This window comes from Gilliamella sp. W8123, from assembly GCF_016101085.1.
Taxonomy (GTDB): Bacteria; Pseudomonadota; Gammaproteobacteria; order Enterobacterales; family Orbaceae; genus Gilliamella; species Gilliamella apis.
On sequence record NZ_JACFRE010000001.1, the window covers coordinates 460,811 to 483,089 of the forward strand.

The 22,279-nt window shown below is 33.8% G+C and carries 20 protein-coding genes; 5 read left to right on the top strand and 15 right to left on the bottom strand.

Annotated features, from left to right (window positions below; translation table 11 throughout):
- Positions 1-10: 10 nt before the first annotated feature.
- The 3 genes from H3T56_RS02105 to H3T56_RS02115 all read left to right on the top strand — a co-directional run bounded on the left by H3T56_RS02105 (position 11) and on the right by H3T56_RS02115 (position 2,866).
- A complete protein-coding gene (locus H3T56_RS02105; RefSeq protein ID WP_034901149.1) occupies positions 11-931 on the top strand; it encodes a 1-phosphofructokinase family hexose kinase in 921 nt (306 codons plus the stop codon).
- A gap of 19 nt (positions 932-950) precedes the next feature.
- A complete protein-coding gene (locus tag H3T56_RS02110) occupies positions 951-2,360 on the top strand; it encodes a PTS fructose transporter subunit IIC (protein WP_065578139.1) in 1,410 nt (469 codons plus the stop codon).
- Between the two features lie 68 nt (positions 2,361-2,428).
- A complete protein-coding gene (locus tag H3T56_RS02115) occupies positions 2,429-2,866 on the top strand; it encodes a PTS sugar transporter subunit IIA (RefSeq protein WP_065578140.1) in 438 nt (145 codons plus the stop codon).
- Between the two features lie 118 nt (positions 2,867-2,984).
- On the opposite strand, the gene H3T56_RS02120 is transcribed toward H3T56_RS02115, so the two are convergent.
- The 14 genes from H3T56_RS02120 to rpsU form a co-directional block, all read right to left on the bottom strand.
- Entirely contained in the window at positions 2,985-3,434 is a 450-nt protein-coding gene (locus H3T56_RS02120) for a hypothetical protein (RefSeq protein ID WP_065578141.1), read from the bottom strand.
- Positions 3,435-3,510: 76 nt separating this feature from the next.
- Entirely contained in the window at positions 3,511-4,614 is a 1,104-nt protein-coding gene (gene ribD, locus H3T56_RS02125; protein WP_110453070.1) for a bifunctional diaminohydroxyphosphoribosylaminopyrimidine deaminase/5-amino-6-(5-phosphoribosylamino)uracil reductase RibD, read from the bottom strand.
- Positions 4,615-4,634: 20 nt separating this feature from the next.
- On the bottom strand, positions 4,635-5,087 hold the full coding sequence (gene nrdR, locus H3T56_RS02130; protein ID WP_034901142.1) for a transcriptional regulator NrdR: 453 nt from the start codon (positions 5,085-5,087) through the stop codon (positions 4,635-4,637).
- Between the two features lie 162 nt (positions 5,088-5,249).
- Positions 5,250-6,539 (bottom strand): threonine synthase, encoded by a 1,290-nt coding sequence (gene thrC, locus H3T56_RS02135; RefSeq protein WP_198191893.1) that lies wholly within the window; start codon positions 6,537-6,539, stop codon positions 5,250-5,252.
- A gap of 77 nt (positions 6,540-6,616) precedes the next feature.
- Entirely contained in the window at positions 6,617-7,555 is a 939-nt protein-coding gene (thrB, locus tag H3T56_RS02140; protein ID WP_065578144.1) for a homoserine kinase, read from the bottom strand.
- Positions 7,556-10,012, bottom strand: a complete 2,457-nt coding sequence (gene thrA / locus H3T56_RS02145; RefSeq protein WP_086360226.1) for a bifunctional aspartate kinase/homoserine dehydrogenase I — start codon at positions 10,010-10,012, stop codon at positions 7,556-7,558. It lies immediately after the preceding gene.
- Positions 10,013-10,333: 321 nt separating this feature from the next.
- Positions 10,334-10,663 (bottom strand): hypothetical protein, encoded by a 330-nt coding sequence (locus H3T56_RS02150; RefSeq protein WP_034901131.1) that lies wholly within the window; start codon positions 10,661-10,663, stop codon positions 10,334-10,336.
- A gap of 143 nt (positions 10,664-10,806) precedes the next feature.
- The gene (locus tag H3T56_RS02155; protein ID WP_086360227.1) at positions 10,807-11,559 is read right to left on the bottom strand and encodes an SDR family oxidoreductase; all 753 of its coding nucleotides are present in this window, start codon (positions 11,557-11,559) and stop codon (positions 10,807-10,809) included.
- A 122-nt stretch (positions 11,560-11,681) separates the two neighbouring features.
- Entirely contained in the window at positions 11,682-12,134 is a 453-nt protein-coding gene (gene uspA / locus H3T56_RS02160; RefSeq protein ID WP_034901127.1) for a universal stress protein UspA, read from the bottom strand.
- 64 nt (positions 12,135-12,198) lie between these two features.
- Positions 12,199-13,713 carry an inorganic phosphate transporter PitA gene (gene pitA / locus H3T56_RS02165; protein ID WP_034901126.1) on the bottom strand — a complete coding sequence of 505 codons (1,515 nt, stop codon included), beginning with the start codon at positions 13,711-13,713 and terminating at the stop codon, positions 12,199-12,201.
- A gap of 68 nt (positions 13,714-13,781) precedes the next feature.
- The gene (locus tag H3T56_RS02170; protein ID WP_198191894.1) at positions 13,782-14,753 is read right to left on the bottom strand and encodes a bile acid:sodium symporter family protein; all 972 of its coding nucleotides are present in this window, start codon (positions 14,751-14,753) and stop codon (positions 13,782-13,784) included.
- Between the two features lie 63 nt (positions 14,754-14,816).
- A complete protein-coding gene (gene rpoD, locus H3T56_RS02175) occupies positions 14,817-16,655 on the bottom strand; it encodes an RNA polymerase sigma factor RpoD (RefSeq protein ID WP_198191895.1) in 1,839 nt (612 codons plus the stop codon).
- 82 nt (positions 16,656-16,737) lie between these two features.
- Positions 16,738-18,519: a DNA primase gene (gene dnaG / locus H3T56_RS02180; protein ID WP_034901120.1), complete on the bottom strand. Its 1,782-nt coding sequence runs from the start codon at positions 18,517-18,519 to the stop codon at positions 16,738-16,740.
- 133 nt (positions 18,520-18,652) lie between these two features.
- The gene (gene rpsU / locus H3T56_RS02185) at positions 18,653-18,868 is read right to left on the bottom strand and encodes a 30S ribosomal protein S21 (RefSeq protein ID WP_034882800.1); all 216 of its coding nucleotides are present in this window, start codon (positions 18,866-18,868) and stop codon (positions 18,653-18,655) included.
- Between the two features lie 182 nt (positions 18,869-19,050).
- Between rpsU and hemB the strand changes: the two genes are divergently transcribed.
- The gene (gene hemB / locus H3T56_RS02190; protein ID WP_198191896.1) at positions 19,051-20,061 is read left to right on the top strand and encodes a porphobilinogen synthase; all 1,011 of its coding nucleotides are present in this window, start codon (positions 19,051-19,053) and stop codon (positions 20,059-20,061) included.
- Between the two features lie 429 nt (positions 20,062-20,490).
- Entirely contained in the window at positions 20,491-21,405 is a 915-nt protein-coding gene (locus tag H3T56_RS02195; protein WP_198191897.1) for a hypothetical protein, read from the top strand.
- Positions 21,406-21,427: 22 nt separating this feature from the next.
- Here the strand turns inward: H3T56_RS02195 and nudC are convergent, their stop codons facing one another.
- Entirely contained in the window at positions 21,428-22,231 is an 804-nt protein-coding gene (gene nudC / locus H3T56_RS02200) for an NAD(+) diphosphatase (RefSeq protein WP_198191898.1), read from the bottom strand.
- Positions 22,232-22,279: the final 48 nt, after the last annotated feature.

The window sequence follows — 22,279 nt, forward strand, 5'->3', positions numbered from 1 at the left end:
AGGAAATCATATGATTTACACTTTAACACTTAATACTGCAATTGATATGAATATTCATTGCCAAGGGCTAAAACCCAATTCAGTAAATAGAACACTAGATACAGAATATAGCCCTAACGGTAAAGCAGTTAATGTTTCAATTGTATTAAATAAATTTGATAAACCTACTTGTGCATTAGGCTTTTTTGGTGGTTTCTCGGGAAAATATATTATTGATGAACTAACTAAGATGCAAATTCAAACTATCCCTTGTTTGATCGATGATATTACCAGAATTAATGTTTTTATTAATGATGAACAAAATGAATTTAAATTGGTCTCTAAGGGACCTTTTATTCCTGATAACAAAAAAGCTGAAATGCTAACTATTATTGAGTCACTCAACAATAACAGTTATTTAGTTATAAGTGGTAGTTTGCCAAATAACATTGAACCTGATTATTTGGAATTAATTTTAAAAATTTGCATAAGCAAAAATATCAAAATAATTTTAGATATTAGTCATACTAAATTAAAAGATTTATTAATTTATAAACCTTTACTTATCAAACCTAATAATGAAGAGTTAAAAGATATTTTTGGTTTTACAACTGATACAACAGAGCAAATAATTGCAGCATTAGAAAATGTTCATCAGCAAGGAGCACAAAATATTTTACTAACTATGGGTTCAAAAGGACTTTACTTTTCAAACGGGAAAAATATTTGGTTCTGTAATTCAGTATCCATAAAACAATTAAGTTCTGCTTGTGCAGGAGATGCATCGCTAGCTGCATTTCTTAGCGAATGGCTTCCTGCTCAAAACAATTATGAACTAGCCATGAAAAAGGCATCAGCAACTGGTGCCAATGTTGCCGAATCAAATGGTTTAGGATTATTAAACAAAGTTAGTACCTATATCAAACAACTTGAAGTGACTCAAATAAAATAAAATTAAATGGAAAATTGTTATGAAAAAAATACTAGCAGTAACAGGTTGTCCTACTGGTATAGCACATACCTATATGGCAGAAGAAGCATTGAAATCAGCAGCTCAAAAAGCTGGGGTTGAAATTAAAGTAGAAACCAATGGCGCAAGTGGTGTAGAAAACCTAATAACTGATGCAGATATTGCTGATGCAATTGGTGTGATTATTGCGGCTGATAAAGATGTTAATCCTGATCGTTTTAATGGATTACCGGTTATTGAAGTACCTGTAAAAGATGGTATTCATAAAGCGACTATGCTTATTGAAAAAATAAACTCAGGAACAGTACCTATTCGCAAAAAATTAAAAAACAACAGTCACTCATCAGAACTACCAAATCAAAATGAATTAAAAGAATCTGTTGGTCGACAAATATATAAGCATCTTATGAGTGGTGTTTCAAATATGTTACCATTCGTTGTTGCTGGAGGAGTATTAATTGCATTGTCATTTCTATGGGGTATTTATTCCGCAGATCAAAGCAATCCTGAATATAATGAGTTTGCTGCATTACTAATGAAAATTGGTGGCCAAGCTTTCGGTATTATGGTCCCTATTTTTACAGGTTTTTTAGCTTATTCAATAAGTGGGCGACCAGGTATGGTAGCTGGTTTTGTCGGTGGTTTAATTGCTAATATAACTGGTGCAGGTTTTTTAGGTGGTATTATTGCTGGATTCGCTGCTGGTTATTTAATGCTGATTGTTAAAAGACTTTTAGATGGCCTTCCTCGTGCATTTGAAGGACTTAAATCAATTTTCATAATGCCATTAATAGGGGTATTTGTGATTGGTGCAGGCATGTTTTTACTTGGTGGACCGATTGCTGTTGTTAATAATGGCATGAAAGAATGGTTAGCCTCATTGCAATCTGCTAATCCTATTTTATTAGGAATTGTTATTGGTGGAATGTGCTCTTTCGACTTCGGTGGCCCTATCAATAAAGCTGCTTATGTAACAGGTACAATGCTGTTAGGAGAAGGTAATTACTATTTTATGGCTGGTGTTTCCGCGGCCTGTATTGTACCTCCTTTTGTTATTGCCTTTGCAACTACTATTTTCCGAAGTAAAGCATTTACTGAAGAAGAGCGTGCTGCTGGCATTGTAAATTATATACTTGGTTCAACTCATATAACCGAAGGCGCTATTCCATTTGCTGCCAAAGATCCATTACACGTTATTCCAATTATGATGTTTTCATCAGCTATTGCCTCAGTATTAACTTTTATTAGTCAAATCCAAGTTCCTGCACCTCATGGAGGATTTTTAGTCCTACCTTTAGTCAATAAACCTTTCATGTGGGTTGGTTGTATTTTTATAGGTGCATTAGTCGGAGCAATTTTATTAGGTTTATGTCGTATACGTGAAAAACGAAAATCGACTGTTGAAAAATAAAAAGTCAATTATTAAATATGGCTAATAAATTGATCTTTTGAATATATATGAATTTTTAAGGTAAATAAATGAGCAATATACAATTAAAAATTGAAGATATATCTATTATAAATGGCTTTTATACTAAACAAGATGCAATAAAAGCGGTATCAGAAAATATGATAAAAGCGGGATTAGTAAAGCCCGATTATACTCAATCGATGTTCGATCGTGATCTGCAAATATCAACTTTTCTAGGTAATGGTATAGCAATTCCTCATGGAACTACCGATAAACGTGATAGTGTTATACAAACAGGATTAAAAGTTATCTATTACCCTGATGGTATAAATTGGGATGAAGATAATAATATTGCCTATGTTGTTATTGGTATAGCGGCAAAAAGTAATGAACACTTAGATATTTTGCGTCAATTAACAAGAGCAGTTATTGCTGAAGATACTTTAGCGCGAATTCAATCCGTTAAAAAACCAGAAGAACTATTAACAATCCTTCAAGGAAATTAATATTATCATCCCATGAGAAGAAATGATATTGTGAACTCATGGGATTTTTATCTTCATCTTATAAACGATGGAACTATTAAATCAGTAAACAGAGTTAGTTTTTAAACTACACAGAATATTAGGTATTAAAACTTTCCAAACGATTATTGATAATTGTTTTATTATTAACCATTTCAAATGAGATTAAAACGCCTTCCCAAGTAATACCTAAAACAATTAACATGCCTTCAAAATCATAATAATAAAGTATATGATCTTTATAGAGACAGTCTTTAAATTTATAATTATGATTAAATTCATCAGTTAATTCAAACGGGTGACCAATCTTAAAATCAAAACCAAGGTAACTTAAAATTTGATTAGCTTTATCAATTAAAAAAGTGTTATCCATAACTTCTTGAATTGATAATACTTCAACATGATCTAAAATATAAAAAAATTCAATTTGATAACCACCTTTTAGTATTCCTTGGACATCAGCATAACTGAAATCTTCAATAGTCTGATATTGATCTGAACTAAAAAAATCATCAATATTGAGCATACTAAATTTTGTTTTATCATACATATCAATTAAATCGCTTTTATATTTTCCGTTTGATTTTATTCAAACTAGATTATTCAACTATCGCCAAGATTGGGGTTTATTTTCTTTTTAAAATAATCCTTAAATCATCACCGATCATTTCAACTGATTCAAAACGAAATTGCGGCGCTAATGAGAGTCTTTGTAGATTAGGTAATACGCACATGTCTTTGGCATTATGCCCTAGCAATTTAGGAGCATAATATATGATTAATTCATCAACCAGATCTTGTTCAATTAGTGCACCGGCTAAATGAGATCCAGCTTCAACCCATACAGAATTCATTTGTTGCTTAGCTAATATGGATAATAACTTTGATAAATCAACTTGATGATTATTTGATGATTCAATGATAAGTTTACTATTTGAAGATAATATTGGCAGATTTTGCTTGCGAACAATCCAAATTTCACCAGATTGATCGAAAATATTTTCATTACCCATCATTTGATTTTGACTATCGATTATCACTCGTACTGGTTGACGAACTTCATCGAAAGGATAAATTTTTTTAATTGAATCAGGCAATTCACTAAATCTAACAGTTAAACTGGCATTATCAGCCTGAACTGTTTTCCTTGTGCTTAATATACAACTAGCTTGTGCTCTATATTGTTGAACATCTTGTCTTGCTAATGCAGATGTAATCCATTTACTTTCACCGGAGGCCATAGCAATTTTACCATCCAATGAAGCCGCCATTTTAAGTTGAACGTATGGCAGACCTGTTCGCATACGTTTTAAAAAACCTTTATTAATCGCTTCGGCTTGTTCGGTTAAAACGCCAACTTGAACTTCAATTCCAGCATCTTTTAATCGTTTAATGCCATTACCAGCAACGTTAGGATTAGGATCTTGCATAGCAATAATTACCCGCTTTATGCCAGCTTGAATAAGAGCGTCAGCACAAGGTGGAGTTCGGCCAAAATGACTGCAAGGTTCTAATGTTACATAAGCCGTTGCCCCTTTTGCTTGGTCACCAGCCATTCTTAATGCATAAACTTCGGCATGAGGTTGCCCGGCTTTTTGATGATAACCTTTGCCAATGATCTGATTATTTTTAACAATAACACAACCAACATTAGGATTAGGTGTAGTGGTAAATCGACCAAGTTTAGCAAGTTCAATAGCTTGCTGCATATAATATAGATCTTTATCCATAGCTATCTTTTAAATTAAGATTATTTTTGTTGCAATTTGGCAATTTCATTACTGAATTGTTCAATATCATCAAAACTGAAATAAACAGAAGCAAAGCGTATGTAAGCAACTTTATCAAGATTTCTAAGCTCTTCAATTACAAAATCACCAATTAATTTTGCCTGCACTTCACGTTCGCCAGTAGCTCTAAGTTTTGATTTAATACGCGTAATAGCATCTTCAATTGCATCAAAACTAACCGGACGTTTTTCAAGAGCTCGTTTTATACCATTACGAAGTTTTTCTTCATTAAAAGGTTCTCGAACCTTATTACTTTTAATAACATTAGGCATAATTAATTCAGCCACTTCAAAGGTTGTGAAACGTTCATTACATTCCACACATTGTCGACGACGACGAACTTGAAAACCTTCACCAACTAATCGAGAATCAATAACCTTTGTATCATCAGCATTACAAAACGGACAGTGCATAAATATATCCTGAAAACGTTTAACCTACATTACAATAGCTGAAATTATTATTTTAAACAAGATTTAAGCTAAGTAATATAAGTTACTGCATACTATTTCTAACTGCAGTATACTCAAATGAATGTTAGATTTCCGCCACTTATTTAGTGACGGAAAATTGATTTACCATGTTAATGAGATTAAAAAATCGCGTAATTTTGCAAAATCATCTGGCATATAATGAGACAGCAACGGCATTTCAGCCCTTTCAGCTAATGCAGGTGGTAATGGAATGGATCGACCAAGAATATCCTCTACCACTTCTTTAAACTTGGCTGGATGAGCTGTTCCTAAAAATAAACCATACTCCCCTTCTTGCAATTGATCGCGTAAAGCTCGATAAGCAATAGCTCCATGAGGCTCAGATAAATAACCCTTTTTATCCAATTGTTGAACGGTTTGTACAGAAACCTTATCAGAAACAGCTGCATGACCTAATGATTTTAATACCCAACCTTCTCGTTGATAAATTTCCTCAATTCTTGGCCAATTATTAGGCTGACTTACATCCATAGCATTAGATAATGTAGCTACAGTTTTATGAGGTTCCCACTTACCTGTTTCTAAATAACGAGGAACAGTGTCGTTGGCATTAGTTGCAGCAATAAAACGTTTAATTGGCAATCCCATAGTTTTAGCCAGCAATCCGGCAGTTAAATCACCAAAGTTACCGCTTGGCACAGAAATAACTAATTGTTCTCGTTGTTTTGCTGTCAATTGAGCATAAGCTTCAAAATAATAACAAATTTGCGCTAGAAGCCGACTTATATTAATAGAGTTTGCTGAGTTTAAACCAATAGCAGTTTTTAACTCTTCATCATCAAACGCCTTTTTAACTAATGCTTGGCAGGCATCAAAATCACTTTGAATAGCAATGGTGTGAATATTATCACCTAAAGTACAAAATAGTTTTTCTTGTAACGGGCTAATTTTACCTTCTGGATATAAAATCACTACGCGAATATTCGGTAAGTGATAAAATGCATGGGCAACAGCTGCACCAGTGTCCCCAGAGGTTGCCGTCAAGATTGTGATTTTTTTATCCGCAGCGACTTGAACTAATGCTTGTGCCATAAAGCGGCCACCAAAATCTTTAAATGCTAATGTTGGACCATGATACAGTTCAAGTGAACCGATATCATCTTCTACTGATTTGACTGGAGCTGGAAATTGGAAGGCATTTTGTACTAATCGATGCATATCGTTATCACTAATTTCATTACCAATAAAAGCCGATAATATTTTGGCACTTCTAGTAACAAAATCCATATTTAGCAATGACTCTATTTCTGCATCTGAAAATTTTGGTAATTGCTCTGGGAAAAATAATCCTTGCCCTTTACCTAATCCTTGTTGTACGGCCTGAGCAAAACTAACTTGTTCAGAATGATCTTTTAAGTTATACAATTTCATAATTTGTTCCAACTATTTTATACTTTAATTGTTTTCTTTTTGATTTAATCTTATTGTTCAATTTAATAACAATTAACTTAAATCACTCTTGCACCTTGTGGATCTATTTTACAAATATGGGTAAAACCATCTTCATTTTGTAGATAAGAGCTTTTTAATAATGACTCTATCTGCTGTGCCGTTTCAAGATTATCCGCCACAACAAACATCGTCGGTCCAGATCCTGATATCCCTGAAGCTAATGCACCAAGTTGTTTTACTTTCTTTTGAGTTTCATCAAAATTAGGTAGTAATTGTTTACGATAAGGTTCAGCAATATTATCAATTAACATTGCCGCAGCAAGTTTAGGTTGTTTAGTATAACAAGCATGCAAAAAACCACCGACATAGCGACCATGAGCGACACAATCAGCTTTTTGGTATTGAGCAGGCAGAATAGCTCTGGCTTCTGCTGTAGAGACTTTAATACCAGGATAGGCCATTACCCAATACCAATTTTCAAAGTGAGGTATCGACTCACTGATAACACCCATTTCATCAAGAATAAGTTGCATACCACCTAAATAACAAGGAGCGACATTATCATAATGGACACTACCAGATATACGCCCTTCTAGCTCTCCCATCATCGAAAGCATTTCAAACTCATTAAATGGTTCATTAAAAAACTTATTTAATGCAACAAAAGCACCAACTACTGAGCAAGCACTTGATCCTAAACCAGAACCAATTGGCATATTTTTTTCAAGAGTTATACTAACAGGCAATGTTTTATCCATAGCCTTACAGAAACGCTGCCAACATTGATAAACAATATTGAATTTTGGGTCTTTTGGCAGTTTTTTGACAAACTGACCTTTGCAAGTAAGGTTAAACTCAGTTGCAGACTCAATAGTAATACAGTCACCTAACATTGCACCACTAATTGGATTGATTGCCGCCCCCAAAATATCAAAACCAACACTAATGTTTGCCATTGATGCAGGAGCATAAACAGTTAATGATTTATGACTCATTTAGCCTCCAATTTTTCCCGATGTGGTTCGTAGAATATCAGCAAAAACACCTGCCGCTGTCACGTCATTACCAGCGCCATAACCACGTAATACTAATGGAATTGGTTGATAATACCTAGTATAAAATGCTAAAGCATTTTCACCATTTTTAACTTTATAAAGTGGATCATCTGTATCTACAGCTTCAATTTTGACGCAACATTGACCACCATCAATACTACCTACATACCGTAATACTTTTCCTTCTTTGGCTGCTTTTTCTGATTTTTCTTTAAATTCAGCATCTAGTTGTGGTAACTTTGACATAAACTCATCGATATTACCTTGAGAATATTCCGCAGGCAGAACTGATTCAACTTTAATTTGATCTAATTCCAGTTGTAATCCTGATTCTCTTGCTAAAATCAACAATTTTCTGGCTACATCTGTCCCTGATAAGTCATCACGAGGATCTGGTTCGGTAAAGCCCTTTTCTTTCGCCAATTTAGTCGCTTCTGATAAAGACATACCTTCATCTAATTTGCCAAAAATAAAAGATAACGATCCAGATAATATGCCGGAAAACTTGATCAGTTCATCACCAGCATTGAGCAGATTTTGTAAATTTTCTATTACAGGTAAACCAGCACCAACATTGGTATCATATTGAAACTTACGTTTACTATTGGCCGCTTCTTGACGTAGACGAAGATAATAAGCCATTGAACTTGTATTGGCTTTCTTATTTGGTGTGACCACATGGAAGCCATTGGCAAGGAAATCAACATATTTATCTGATACATCACTACTTGAAGTACAATCAACTAAAATTGGATTAAGTAATCGATTGTTTTTAGCAAAATCAATAATACTATTTAGAGTATAATCTGTATCACTTTGTTTTATTTGATCACGCCAATTAGCTAAATCAATACCATCACGATTAAGTACAGAATGTTTGGAATTGAATAAACCACAAACCCGTAAATCGATCTGTTTATTTTTAAGCCATTTTTGTTGACGACCAATTTGATCGACCAATGCACCACCAACACCACCAACACCAATAACAAACACATCTAACATTTTGTCTGTACCAAAAAGCATTTGGTGCGTTACACGTACTCCCATTACAGCAACATCATTATCAACCACAACCGAAATTGAACGCTCTGATGAACCTTGTGCAATTGCTACGATGTTAATATTGGCTCGAGCTAATGCAGTAAAGAAGTTAGCTGATAAACCACGTAACGTTCGCATACCATCACCAACAACAGAAATAATTGCCAATTTGTCAATCACTTCTATAGGTTCAAGTAAACCATCTTTTAATTCTAAATAAAATTCATCACTTAATGCCTCTTCAGCACGATATAGTTCGGTTTGAGGAACACAAAAACTAATACTATATTCAGATGATGATTGGGTAATCAGTACCACCGAAATCCCTGCATAAGTCATAGCAGAAAATACTCGAGCAGACATACCTACCATACCTTTTAGCCCTGGCCCTGATACATTAATCATCGCCATATTATTTAAGTTAGTAATACCTTTGACGGGGGTTGAACTGTCAATCACATTAGCGCCAATTAAAGTGCCTGGAGCATCTGGATTATTGGTATTTTTAATTAAGCATGGAATTTGGAATTGGGCGATTGGCAAAATTGTTCTTGGATGAAGCACTTTAGCACCAAAGTAAGATAACTCCATTGCCTCTTGATAAGACATGGTTTTTAATAATTTGGCATCTGGAACAATTCGAGGATCACAGGTATAAACCCCATCCACATCGGTCCAAATTTCACAGCTATTTGCACGTAAACATGCAGCTAAAACTGATGCCGAATAATCAGATCCATTACGGCCAAGAACAACTAATTCACCTTTTTCATTTCCGGCGGTAAAACCTGGCATCAAAATAATATTTTCTGGTGGAATATGCATCTCGCTGATGCGATGGGAAGATTCAACAATATCAACCGTTGATTCTAAATAATCACCTTCGGCAATTAACATTGCTACCGGATTAATTACGGTCACTGCATGACCTTTTGCTTTTAGCACCTCTTGCATGATTGCAATTGAAAGTTTTTCACCTCTGCAAATGATAGTAGCATTAATACTGTCAGGACATTGACCTAATAACCGAATACCTTCTAACAATTGTTTGACATTATTTAACTCATTGAGTGCAAATTTTTTCATCTCTTCATAGGCAAAATTAGGCAGTGCTTGTGATATTCCTGCTAAGAGATCCGCAAAGATTTTTTCTGCATCATAAATATTTGTTTGTATATCTTGCCGTGCTACAGTTTTTTCAACCATTGCGACTAAATGATTGGTAATTTTAGCTGGTGCAGATAAAACTGTTGCTGTTTGTTCTTGTTTAGCATTATTCTCAATAATCTCTGCTACACGCAAAAAGCGTTCTGCGTTGGCAACAGATGTTCCTCCAAATTTTAAAACTTTCATATCACACCTTACTTATTTTTCTAATTTATGCCAATGACAATTCAAAATGCAATTTTTTAAAATCACTTATAAAATCAATATTTTGAATTCTTTTTTTCTGTTATTAATGTTTTTAAATATTTTTTATTTTATAAAACAAAAAACCCGCCTTTTTTGGCGGGTTTTCGATATTTTTAAGGAAAAATCAACCCGCCCTATAATTAATAATAGTGCCGGTGGTGCCAATAATACCTGAAATCATCATCATCATAGTTTTCATTATTTTTCCTAAAAAAATCCCTAAACAAAACAGCCTGACATTTTCATGTCAGGCTGTAAAAATTAAAAAACTTTTTTGCTGTTTTCGTATTCGTTCACTACCTTATTTAAGGCTTGGTAGATACTTTCTGCATCCTGTTTTTTTAATGCTTCATCAAGTATATTGAGATACGATAACATTAATTTCTGATTGTCTTCAGCAAATTGTGGCGAAACTTCCTGATCTTCATATAACATGACATAAGTACGCGCAAATCCAAAGATCAAAAAATAAACTGATGCATTTTTTGGATCATCTTGGATTAAAGTCCTCATAGCCTTACGTAGTTTTACATACGAGTCGGTACCAGGTAAGCTTGTCGCAAATGTTTTTGTTACGTCAGAAAATGTCATTGCTAAAACCTCAATCAAAATCACAAGCGAAAAGGATAGCAATCCATTAACATAAGTGCAAGTCTATTTTGATTTTCAATTCTATTTTTTTATTATTTTTTATTTAACACATTGATATATATCAATGCCAATTTGGTTTAATGTTAAACTTGTTTACAAACAGATAACCCTGCCGAAGCTTGGGCAACTGGCATAATTTCAATTGAATTAACATTAAAATGATTAGGTGTATTCACTAACCATGACACCGTATTAGCAATATCCTCAGGAGTAACATAATCAACATCTTTATAAACTGTCGCGGCTTGTTCGTCATTACCATGGAATCGTACATTTGAAAATTCTGTACCACCACATAATCCTGGTTCAATATTTGTTACTCTGATTCTTTTACCTAATAAATCTGTCCGTAAATTAGCACTAAATTGCTTAACAAATGCTTTTGAGGCACCATAAACATTACCACCTTTATAAGCATAAGTTCCCGCCACTGATCCAAGATTTATTATGTAACCATAATTGCGTTCAACCATACTCGGTAAAATTTGATGAGTTAGGTGAACTAAGCCGATAATGTTAGTTTGAATCATGGTCTCCCAATCATTATAATTCGCCTCATATGCAGGTTCTAACCCCAGTGCCAATCCAGCATTATTGATTAATATATCAATCGGTTGAAATTCTTTCGGTAGTTGCAATAAGATGGTTTCGACGGCATCTTTTTTGGTAACATCAAACGTTAAAGGTAAAAAATTATCCCCTAACTGATCAGCAAGTTTTTGTAATTTATCACCTCTTCTAGCAGCACCAATGACTTTATAACCGTCAGCAATAAGTTTTCGACAAATAGCTTGACCAAAACCAGAAGAAGCTCCAGTAACTAAAGCGATATTCATATTCAATCCCCTTTACTCATGATAATTGTCTGATTTTACCTTTATAACATTGAAATAAATAATAGATTATTCTGCATTAAATATAAAAAAACCCGCTATGTAGCGGGTTGACATCGAATATTTCATTTAGCTGGTTCTTCGGAAGGCTCTTCATCTTTCAAAGGAACAATCAACGTATCAATATGGGTATTATTAATTAGTTGACGAGCAGAAGACATTAATTTGCTCCAGAAATCTTGGTGATGACCACAAACAACCAGATCTGCACCATATTCATGGATAGCTTCAATTAATACTTGGCCAAATTCACCATTGCCAGAAAGAGTGTGTGCAATTGGATAACCAGCATCATCAGCAAGTTTATTCAATGCAATATGAGCATCTTCAGTGATACGATCTTTCATATCATTCATATTAATATCAACTAAACCAGTATAAAGATCAGAATAATTAATACCGACATGAATTAGTGATATTTGAGCATTATATGGTCTAGCCATAGAAACTGCTTTTTCAACAAGAACTTCACTTTCAGGTGATAAATCCACTGCGACTAAAATATGTTTATAAGCCATAATATTCACTCCTTCCTATTTTTGATGCTCTAATTAAATTAGAATTTATATTTCCTTTTTACTACTAAATTAATTTTTGAGCAAGCCAAAATAGTGACCCAGATAACAAAATTGAAATTGGCAATGTAAGAATCCAAGTTAATGCAATATTTTTAATTGTTTTACTTTGTACTCCACCACCATCAACAATCATCGTACCAGCAACCGATGAGGAAAGAACTTGAGTTGTTGATACAGGCATTCCAGTATAGCTTGCTATACCGATTGATAACGCGGTTGTAATTTGTGCAGAGACACCTTGAGCATAAGTCATCCCTTTTTTACCGATTTTTTCACCAATGGTTACTGCAACCCGTCGCCAACCTATCATAGTACCTACAGCAAGCGCTGAAGCTACGCCGATAATAATCCAAACTGGTGCGTACTCTACAGTTTTTAATAAATCATTATTTAGCGATTTTAAGTATTGCTTATCTTCTGCTGATACATTTGGTTGTTTAGCAACATGAGACACCGTATCGGATAAACATAATAAAATACGTCTAGCCTGAGAGCGTTGATCTACATTAAGTGAACCATAATCATTCATTTTATTAAACAAATTATTAGCAATCCCTAATGTAGTAAACGAACGAGAGTAATCACAATGATATTGATTTAAATCATTTACAGGAATTGAAGTATCTACAGCAGACTGTTTTCCTATTACAGTATTAAGTTCATCATTATGGGTAATAAAATATTCTTCAATATTATGAATGGCATTCCTGGTATTAGTAATTTCATAGGTTGATGCTCCCATATTTACAATAAATCCAGCAGGCGCAATTCCCATTAATACTAGCATTAATAAACCAATACCTTTTTGTCCATCATTAGCGCCATGAGAAAAACTTACTCCAGCAGCAGAAATGATCAACATTATGCGAATCCAAAATGGTGGTTTTTTCTTACCATAGAGTTTTTCGCGTTGTTCGGGCGTCATAAAAATACGCTCTCTTTTTTTACTACGTTTTTTACTTTGACCTTTACGAGTCCAATATTTCCGCAGTAAAAAAATCATTAATCCGGCTATAACAAGACCAACAACAGGCGAAATTATTAATGATAAAAAGATTTGAATCATTTTAGGAATATTAAGTGCATCAATAATAGAAGTATCCATAATAAATGCATTAGCCAATGCAACACCAATAATTGCACCAATTAAAGTATGAGAGCTTGACGCTGGTATACCTACATACCATGTACCTAAATTCCATATAATAGCGGCAAATAAAATCGAAAATACCATTGCCAGGCCATGTGCAGAACTTACATTTAATAATAAATCAGTAGGTAAAAGATGAACAATTGCATAAGCAACACTAAGTCCACCAAGCAATACTCCAAAAAAGTTAAACATACCAGCCATAAAAACAGCAAGCTGTTCTTTTAATGCTCTAGTATATATTACTGTCGCAACTGCGTTTGCGGTATCATGAAAGCCATTAATTGCCTCGTAAAAAAGAACAAAAAATAGTGCTAAAACTAGTAATATAATGGTTGAAAAGTCTAAATCAGCAAATAGATGAAACATAATATATCTTTCTGTTGTTAATAGCGGCTCTATTATCCTTGAGAATACCGCAATGAGCAAAACAATTTTTACATTTTTCGTTTCGCATAATGGGAGGCTAGAACAGCACAGATCATTAATTGAACTTGATGAAAAATCATTAACGGCAAAATCATTATTCCAGTTATAGACATAGGGAAAATCACACTAGCCATAGGAATACCACTTGCAAGGCTTTTTTTAGAACCGCAAAATACAATTGTGATTTCATCTTCTTTGCTAAAACCCAACAATCGCGAGCTATAAGTAGTAATTAATAACACGATGGTTAACAAAATTATTGAATAAACAATGATCTCTACAAGAGATAACCAGCTGACTTTAGACCAAATACCATTAACTACCGCATCACTAAAAGCAACATAAACAACTAATAATATTGATATACGGTCAGTTTTTGAAATAACACTTTTATATTTATCCACCCATTTGCCAATAAAACGTCTAGATAAATGACCAACCACAAAAGGTAACATCAGTTTAAGCATAATAGATTCAATGGCATCTAAAATATTCATCGAAGCAGCAGCTTGAGTATGCATTAATAAACCGACTAAGACGGGAGTAATAAATACACCTAATAATGTCGATGCCGATGCACTACAAATTGCTGCAGCCACATTACCTTTTGCAATTGAGGTAAAAGCAATTGCCGACTGAACTGTAGCCGGTAGGACACAAAGGTAAACAAAGCCTAGATAAAGATCTTCAGATAAAAAAGTTGGTACAAGCAATTGCATCATCATCCCTAAAATAGGGAACACCACGAAGGTAATAACAAATATCAATAAATGTAATCGCCAATTTTTTATACCAATAACTATCGCATCAAATGACAATTTTGCTCCATGCATAAAAAATAATAGACCAATAGCAAAAGTGGTGAGATCCTCAAAAACAACCTTAGCTTGTCCTTCACATGGAAAAATACTTGCCGTCATCACAACACAAATCAAAATCAGCAAGAATGAATCAATTTTAAAACGTTGAATTATATTCATGATATTAGTTTGATTAGTTAAAAAAATCGCCACAAAAGTGGCGATATATCTAAAGTTATACTTTTACTCTAGGAAGCTTCGTAGTACATCAGATCGGCTTGGGTGACGTAATTTACGTAATGCTTTCGCCTCAATCTGACGAATACGTTCACGTGTTACATCAAATTGTTTACCAACCTCTTCAAGAGTGTGGTCGGTATTCATATCAATACCGAATCGCATGCGTAACACTTTAGCTTCACGTGGTGTTAAGCCAGATAAAATATCACGTGTTGCACTACGCAGACTTTCAGATGTAGCGGCTTCTAATGGTTGTTCAAGTGCTGTATCTTCAATAAAATCACCTAAATGTGAATCTTCATCATCACCAACTGGTGTTTCCATTGAAATAGGCTCTTTAGCAATTTTCAATACTTTACGAATTTTCTCTTCAGGCATTTGCATGCGTTCAGATAACTCTTCTGGCGTTGGTTCACGACCAATTTCTTGTAACATCTGACGTGAAATTCGATTTAGCTTATTGATTGTTTCAATCATATGTACAGGTATACGTATTGTTCTTGCTTGGTCAGCAATTGAACGTGTAATCGCTTGTCGAATCCACCAAGTCGCATATGTAGAGAATTTATATCCTCGGCGATATTCAAACTTGTCAACAGCCTTCATCAAGCCAATGTTACCTTCTTGAATAAGATCTAAGAACTGTAAACCTCGGTTAGTATATTTTTTCGCTATTGAAATTACCAAACGTAAATTGGCTTCTACCATCTCTTTCTTAGCTCGTCGGGCTTTTGCTTCACCGATAGACATTCGTCTATTAATGTCTTTAATTTGCTCAATAGAAAGATTCGTTTCTGTTTCTATCTGTTGTAAACAGATAATTTCAGCCTCAATTGGCGCTTCAAATTCCATTAAATTAGCAGCAAAAGCGCCTTTACCTGTGACGGCTTTTTTATACCAATTCATGTTATTTTCATTGCCACTAAAATACGTCATAAATTGTTTTTTCGGCATTTTACACTGTTCAACACAGATCTTCATAATTACACGTTCATGTGCTCTTACGCGATCCATCATGCTTCTCATATTATTAACAAGAATATCAAATTGTTTACCTACTAATCTGAATTGTTTGAAAACTTCAGATAAATTTTCAATTTCTTGTTGTGCTTTTTTATGAGCACGACCATATTTTTTTATTGCTGCAGAGGTTTTATCATGCTGTTCTTTAAGTTCAGAAAATTTCGCTCTTGCCACTTCAGGATCAATTGAAACATCATCATCAGCTGAGGAATCGCCATCTTCTTCACTTTCGTCATCGTTATCATCAATATCGATTTCAGCTTCACTCTCGTCCAACTCTTCTGGAAGATCTTCAGATGCTTCTTCAGCATTAGGATCAACAAAACCAGTGATAAGATCAGATAAACGAACCTCACCACTTTCCACTAAATTGTATTGTTCTAAAAGATAAGTAATCGCTTCTGGGTATTCAGATACTGAGGTTTGAACTTGATTAATACCATCTTCAATACGTTTAGCGATATCAATTTCACCTTCACGAGTTAATAGTTCAACTGCACCCATTTCACGCATATACATACGGACAGGATCTGTCGTTCTGCCTATTTCTGATTCTACATTAGATAAAACTAGTGCTGTAGCTGCTTCAACGGCCTCTTCATCCGGAACATTATCTGAAAGTAATAATTCATCTGAATCTGGGGCTTCTTCAAGTACTTGAATGCCCATATCATTGATCATTTGGATAATATCTTCAATCTGATCTGAGTCAATGATTTCTTCAGGCAAGTGATCATTGACATCAGCATAGGTCAGGTATCCTAGCTCCTTTCCTCGGATGATCAGGAGTTTTAACTGTGATTGAGAATTTTGCTCCATAAAGGTATCCACATTTAGTTATTCGGTCATGTATATTATATATGCAGAATAAGAAATAATTTTCTACATATACCCTGTATATTTAGTCTTTTTTTGATAAAACAAGTATTAATGTCGCTAATTCTTTTTTCTCTGCGGTACTTAATCCGGAGACTCTCTCTTTTGCGATCAGTTCATCTTGCCTTTGGGCGAGTATATTATCATATAACTCTTTTAAAGTATGAGAAAAAATTGACTCTATTTCATCATCTTGGTAATGGTACTCCCATGTAGCTAAACGACTTAACTGTTTATAAAATGGTCGACTAGTACACTCTGTTAATATCTGTGCTGTAGTTATATTTGGGTATTGTTGGCATAATTCAAGTAGCTCAATAAATATATCTATACCAGCTAAATTAACTTGTCGCATAACATTAATATCTGCAACCATTTTAGCCATATTCGGATATTGCAGTAATAAACCAATCAAAATCCGCATGGTCGTTAATTTCATCTGCGGTGCAGACACGGCTTCAATAGGTTTATTTTCACTTTTATTTTGATTAGCGGCAATGAGTTGTTCTATTTGTGATATATCAAGTAGACCTAAGTAACGACCTAATTTCTGAAGTAAATTAAGTCTGAATGCTTTTGCTTTAACTTGCTCAAGTAAAGGTATGGCAAGCGAACTCAATTTAGCTTTACCTTCTGCAGTTTTTAGGTCAACTTGTTTTAATAATTCATCAAATAAAAATTCCGATAAATTAGGAGAATTTTTTACATAATCTTCAAAACCGTCTTTACCAACTTTACGCACAAAACTGTCAGGATCTTCATCTTGTGGTAAAAAAGCGAAAGTAATTTCTTTACCATCAATCAAACAAGGTAGTAATACATTAAGTGCTCGCCAAGCTGCGCTTCGCCCTGCATTATCACCATCATAACAAAATATGACAGAATCAGTTGCTCTAAATAATAATTTGATATGTTCTTCAGAGGTTGATGTACCTAATGCAGCAACCGCATAATCAACTCCGTATTGAGCAAGTGATACGACATCCATATATCCTTCAACCACAATCAGTTGTTCTGGATTTCGATTAACCTCTTGCGCTTCATAAAGACCATATAATTGGAAACCTTTATGAAAAATTGGCGTTTCTGGTGAATTAATATATTTGGCTGAATCATTAACAATCGTTCTACCTCCAAAAGCAATGACATTACCTTGCCTATCGCGAATTGGAAACATTATACGACCACGGAAACGATCATATTGATTACCACTATCATTGGTAACTAACATGCCAGCTTGATTATATAATTTTGTTTCAGCTTTAGTTTTTACCACATTTTGTGAAGTTAAACGCCATTCATTAGGCGCATAACCTATTTTATATCTAGTTATAATCTCTTGATTTAAACCACGTTGTTCAAGATACATATGGGCATCTTTTGAAGTCGATAATGCTAATTGCTGTTGGTAGAAATCGGTGATTTTTGCCATCAGGGAGTAGAGATCACGACGCAAATTACGCGATTCAATTTGCTTTGATTGATCAGCTTGATTAGTATTACTTTCTGTGTAAGGAACACGAATACCTTGCATACTAGCAATTTCTTCAATGGCTTCAGGAAATGTTAGTCGTTCATACTGCATTAAAAAATTTACAGCAGAACCTGATGCACCACATCCAAAACAGTAGTAAATTTGTTTTTTTTCATTTAATGAAAAAGAGGCGGTTTTTTCATCATGAAAAGGACAACAACCAAAATAATTATTTCCCTTTTTTTTCATTTTAACGCGCTTACCTATCACATCAAGAATACTTGTGCGGGCAAGCAAATCTAAAATAAAATCGCGAGGAATAAGACCTTTCATGATAAAATTCAACCAATTATGGCATTATAAAAAGACAACAAGCCGTAATAATAATACGGCTTGTTAAAATTGTTTATATCTAGAATATAAATGAATTGTTTTTTAAAAACAATTTAAATTTTCAGTATAAAAATTAATATAGACGAGTGCGACGAGCGTTTTCTCTTTCTAATTTCTTAGCATGGCGTTTAACAGCAGCTGCTTTTGCGCGTTTACGAATAGTTGTTGGTTTTTCGTAAAATTCACGATTACGAACTTCAGCTAATACTCCTGCTTTTTCGCAAGAACGTTTAAAACGACGTAATGCTACATCGAAAGGTTCATTTTCACGTACTTTAATTACTGGCATGTGCCTCTCACCTCAAATTTGTTTAATATCACAAAGGACTAAAATTAGTGCGCAATTTTACTCCTATTTGGTATGGGTTGTAAAGTAAAATATCGTATAATTACTATATGATAAATTAATTTGCTAATCTACTTTTTCAATCAGATAATAAAATAGTTTAATTAAGGATATATAGGTGTTTTATGTCGTCTTTCTTTACTGGTCAATATCCACAAAAACGTTTACGTCGAAACCGTGCACAAGATTTTAGTCGTCGTCTGGTAGCAGAAAATCATTTGACGGTTAATGATCTAATTTATCCAGTATTTATTGTTGAAGGCAACAATATCAGTCAATCCGTACCATCAATGCCAAATGTAAAACGAATGAGTATTGATATATTAGTGAAAGAAGCTGAACAAGTTGCTAAACTAGGTATACCAGTACTCTCATTGTTTCCGGCTATTGATTCTTCACTTAAATCACTATTGGCCGAAGAAGCTTATAACGATAAAGGTTTAGTTCCTAGATCAATTCGAGCATTAAAAAAAGAAATACCAGAACTTGGAATTTTAACCGATGTCGCTCTCGATCCTTATACAACACACGGTCAAGATGGTATTATTGATGACAACGGTTATGTTCTCAATGATATATCTGTCGAAGCTTTAAAAAAACAAGCATTAATACAAGCTGATGCTGGGGCAGATATTATTGCACCAAGTGATATGATGGATGGACGAATTGGCGCAATACGTAAAGAGCTAGAATCACATAATTTTGTTAATAGCCAAATAATGGCTTACTCGGCAAAATATGCATCTAGCTTTTATGGACCTTTCCGTGATGCAGTTGGTTCAGCCAATAATATCAAAGGTGGTAACAAAAAGACCTATCAACTTGATCCAGCCAATAGCAATGAAGCCTTACAAGAAATTTATCAAGATTTAAGTGAAGGTGCAGATATGGTCATGGTTAAACCTGGCATGCCCTATCTAGATATGGTTCGCCGAGTAAAAGAAACTTTTGCAGTGCCTACATTTGCCTATCAAGTATCAGGAGAATATGCAATGTTGATGGCTGCAATCGAAAACGGTTGGTTAGATGAAAGGTCTACTATCATGGAATCTCTACTCTGTTTCAAAAGAGCAGGCGCCGATGGTGTGTTAACTTATTTTGCTAAGCAAGTAGCTCACTGGCTTAATAACCAGTAATAGCTGTATTATATTTATCATATCAATTTACTAATTAAAGTGAATTGATATGATTAATAATTTAAAAACTAACACAAATCTTCACAGCAAATTCTAATCTATATTGAGAAACAAATAACCAAAATTAACCCAATCAAACATATCAATAATAAATAACATCATTAATATTTTAATTTTTTTAATAAACATTAAATTAAATCAATTACAAAATCTTAATTTATGGATAAAATATATTAAGTTACTTGTTCTGACACTAAAAATCACAAATTAGGTGATGAGTGTGAAGATTAGTCTGATATGATGATCAAGTAACTATTCAATAATATAAATATTATTGCCCATAGCTAGAATAAACTGATGAATCGAAATATTAATATCGCTATTAGATATAAATAAAATTTTAACCAATAACATTAAGAAGCCAATATTATGAAAAATTATATCTATCTTTTCTTATTAAGTATTTTCTTATTAACTGGGTGTGATGATAAAAAAGACAGCCAACCATCATCTGATGCAACTCCAACGACTAATCAGAATAACGAAGTTAATACTGATACCCAAACTGATAAAACTACCAGTACAACAAATAAAAATGAAGACTCTACAATAAATTCTAGTAATTACGATAAATCACAGTTATCAACCCAAGTAACCAATAGCTATCTATTTCATACCGAACCTGAGTTATTACCTAATAAGAAACTCATTAAACAGCAAACTATTCAAAGTTCGGATAAAAAATCTATTAATTATAACGATAAAGGTTATGTTAAAGATTACGACTTGGAAGGATTATATGGCGAAATAAATTATGATACAGCTAAATACATTTACGGTATGAAAGATACCAGAAACAGTTATGACATTACATTCGATGAATCTAAAAATATCATTGGAATGAAAAATAGTAATGATGAAATTGTTGCTATTAGTGAATTTGATGAACAAGGCCGTTTAGTTGAAACCACTTTATCTAACTTCGCTGATAATAATATTAATTTTACCAGTAAGATTATTTATGAAAATGATCTGGTTGAACAAGTATTATATAACGCTTATGTAAAAATGGATGATAAAAAACAATTGCCCGTTTTAGTAAGAGAAAAAGATGTTATTTATAATGCAAACAAGCAATTAGAAAAAACGATTACTCGAACCTTCAAATTATCTGCCAAAGGTGAAGTCATCATTAATGATAAAAATGAACAAGAATTGGAATCAACTGAAACTTGTAGTTATTCTGAATATAACCAAAATAATGACTGGACCAAAGCTGTTTGTGAAACAACCGGAAATGGTTCCAGCAAAATTAATTTAACCAGAACCATCGAGTATCTATAACTATTAAATAAAGTGAATATGATCAGTTTTCACCAAACTCATCATATTCACGACAAAGTATAATTGTATCCTCAATTAAACGCCTTGCTATCGTGCCATATTCAGGTATTTTTGGTAATTGAGAATAATGGTACCAATCAGCTTCTACTAACTCATTTTTATCGATAGTAATCTCACCGCTATCATAATCTGCTAAATAAGCCATCATCATAGAATTAGGAAATGGCCAAGGTTGCGAACCGACATAACGAATATTTTTAATTTTTATTTTTGACTCTTCATAAACTTCTCTAGCTACTGTCGTTTCCATGGTTTCACCAATTTCAGTAAAACCCGCTAATACAGTATATAAATTATCTTGATTATGCCTTACATGTTTTGCCAATAAAATTTTATTTTTATTGCGAATAGCGACAATAATGGAAGGTGAAATTTGTGGATAATAACGTTGATGACAATTATCACATAGACAACACCATTCGGTTTGACTGATATACATCTCATGACCGCAGTAACCACAATATTTATGAGACCGATAAAACTCAGACAATTGTACCGCTCTACCAGCCATATTAAACAAAGACTGATCAGCACTATTAAGTAAAGGTCTAATCGAGCCCATGGAACTACTCATTTCTTGACAAATTAACCACGCTGTTTGTCCATTCCATTCACCAATAGACTGAGCGAGTTTATTGGTAAATCCTAATTCGCTGGCGATACCGTTGGGAACTTCGCCATTAGGTAACCATAGACGACTATTTTTACTCACAAACCAGTAGCCTTTTTCGTTACCGATCAAATTATATTGTTTTTGTATATCCATAACACCAACACCAAAAAATAAATATTAAAAAGGAGGATATTACTCCTC

What these genes read in the sequence shown, in the direction of transcription:
- H3T56_RS02105 (WP_034901149.1), top strand. Translation starts at nt 11, where the DNA reads ATGATTTACACTTTAACACTTAATACTGCAATTGATATGAATATTCAT.
- H3T56_RS02110 (WP_065578139.1), top strand. Translation starts at nt 951, where the DNA reads ATGAAAAAAATACTAGCAGTAACAGGTTGTCCTACTGGTATAGCACAT.
- H3T56_RS02115 (WP_065578140.1), top strand. Translation starts at nt 2,429, where the DNA reads ATGAGCAATATACAATTAAAAATTGAAGATATATCTATTATAAATGGC.
- H3T56_RS02120 (WP_065578141.1), bottom strand. Translation starts at nt 3,434, where the DNA reads ATGTATGATAAAACAAAATTTAGTATGCTCAATATTGATGATTTTTTT.
- ribD (WP_110453070.1), bottom strand. Translation starts at nt 4,614, where the DNA reads ATGGATAAAGATCTATATTATATGCAGCAAGCTATTGAACTTGCTAAA.
- nrdR (WP_034901142.1), bottom strand. Translation starts at nt 5,087, where the DNA reads ATGCACTGTCCGTTTTGTAATGCTGATGATACAAAGGTTATTGATTCT.
- thrC (WP_198191893.1), bottom strand. Translation starts at nt 6,539, where the DNA reads ATGAAATTGTATAACTTAAAAGATCATTCTGAACAAGTTAGTTTTGCT.
- thrB (WP_065578144.1), bottom strand. Translation starts at nt 7,555, where the DNA reads ATGAGTCATAAATCATTAACTGTTTATGCTCCTGCATCAATGGCAAAC.
- thrA (WP_086360226.1), bottom strand. Translation starts at nt 10,012, where the DNA reads ATGAAAGTTTTAAAATTTGGAGGAACATCTGTTGCCAACGCAGAACGC.
- H3T56_RS02150 (WP_034901131.1), bottom strand. Translation starts at nt 10,663, where the DNA reads ATGACATTTTCTGACGTAACAAAAACATTTGCGACAAGCTTACCTGGT.
- H3T56_RS02155 (WP_086360227.1), bottom strand. Translation starts at nt 11,559, where the DNA reads ATGAATATCGCTTTAGTTACTGGAGCTTCTTCTGGTTTTGGTCAAGCT.
- uspA (WP_034901127.1), bottom strand. Translation starts at nt 12,134, where the DNA reads ATGGCTTATAAACATATTTTAGTCGCAGTGGATTTATCACCTGAAAGT.
- pitA (WP_034901126.1), bottom strand. Translation starts at nt 13,713, where the DNA reads ATGTTTCATCTATTTGCTGATTTAGACTTTTCAACCATTATATTACTA.
- H3T56_RS02170 (WP_198191894.1), bottom strand. Translation starts at nt 14,753, where the DNA reads ATGAATATAATTCAACGTTTTAAAATTGATTCATTCTTGCTGATTTTG.
- rpoD (WP_198191895.1), bottom strand. Translation starts at nt 16,655, where the DNA reads ATGGAGCAAAATTCTCAATCACAGTTAAAACTCCTGATCATCCGAGGA.
- dnaG (WP_034901120.1), bottom strand. Translation starts at nt 18,519, where the DNA reads ATGAAAGGTCTTATTCCTCGCGATTTTATTTTAGATTTGCTTGCCCGC.
- rpsU (WP_034882800.1), bottom strand. Translation starts at nt 18,868, where the DNA reads ATGCCAGTAATTAAAGTACGTGAAAATGAACCTTTCGATGTAGCATTA.
- hemB (WP_198191896.1), top strand. Translation starts at nt 19,051, where the DNA reads ATGTCGTCTTTCTTTACTGGTCAATATCCACAAAAACGTTTACGTCGA.
- H3T56_RS02195 (WP_198191897.1), top strand. Translation starts at nt 20,491, where the DNA reads ATGAAAAATTATATCTATCTTTTCTTATTAAGTATTTTCTTATTAACT.
- nudC (WP_198191898.1), bottom strand. Translation starts at nt 22,231, where the DNA reads ATGGATATACAAAAACAATATAATTTGATCGGTAACGAAAAAGGCTAC.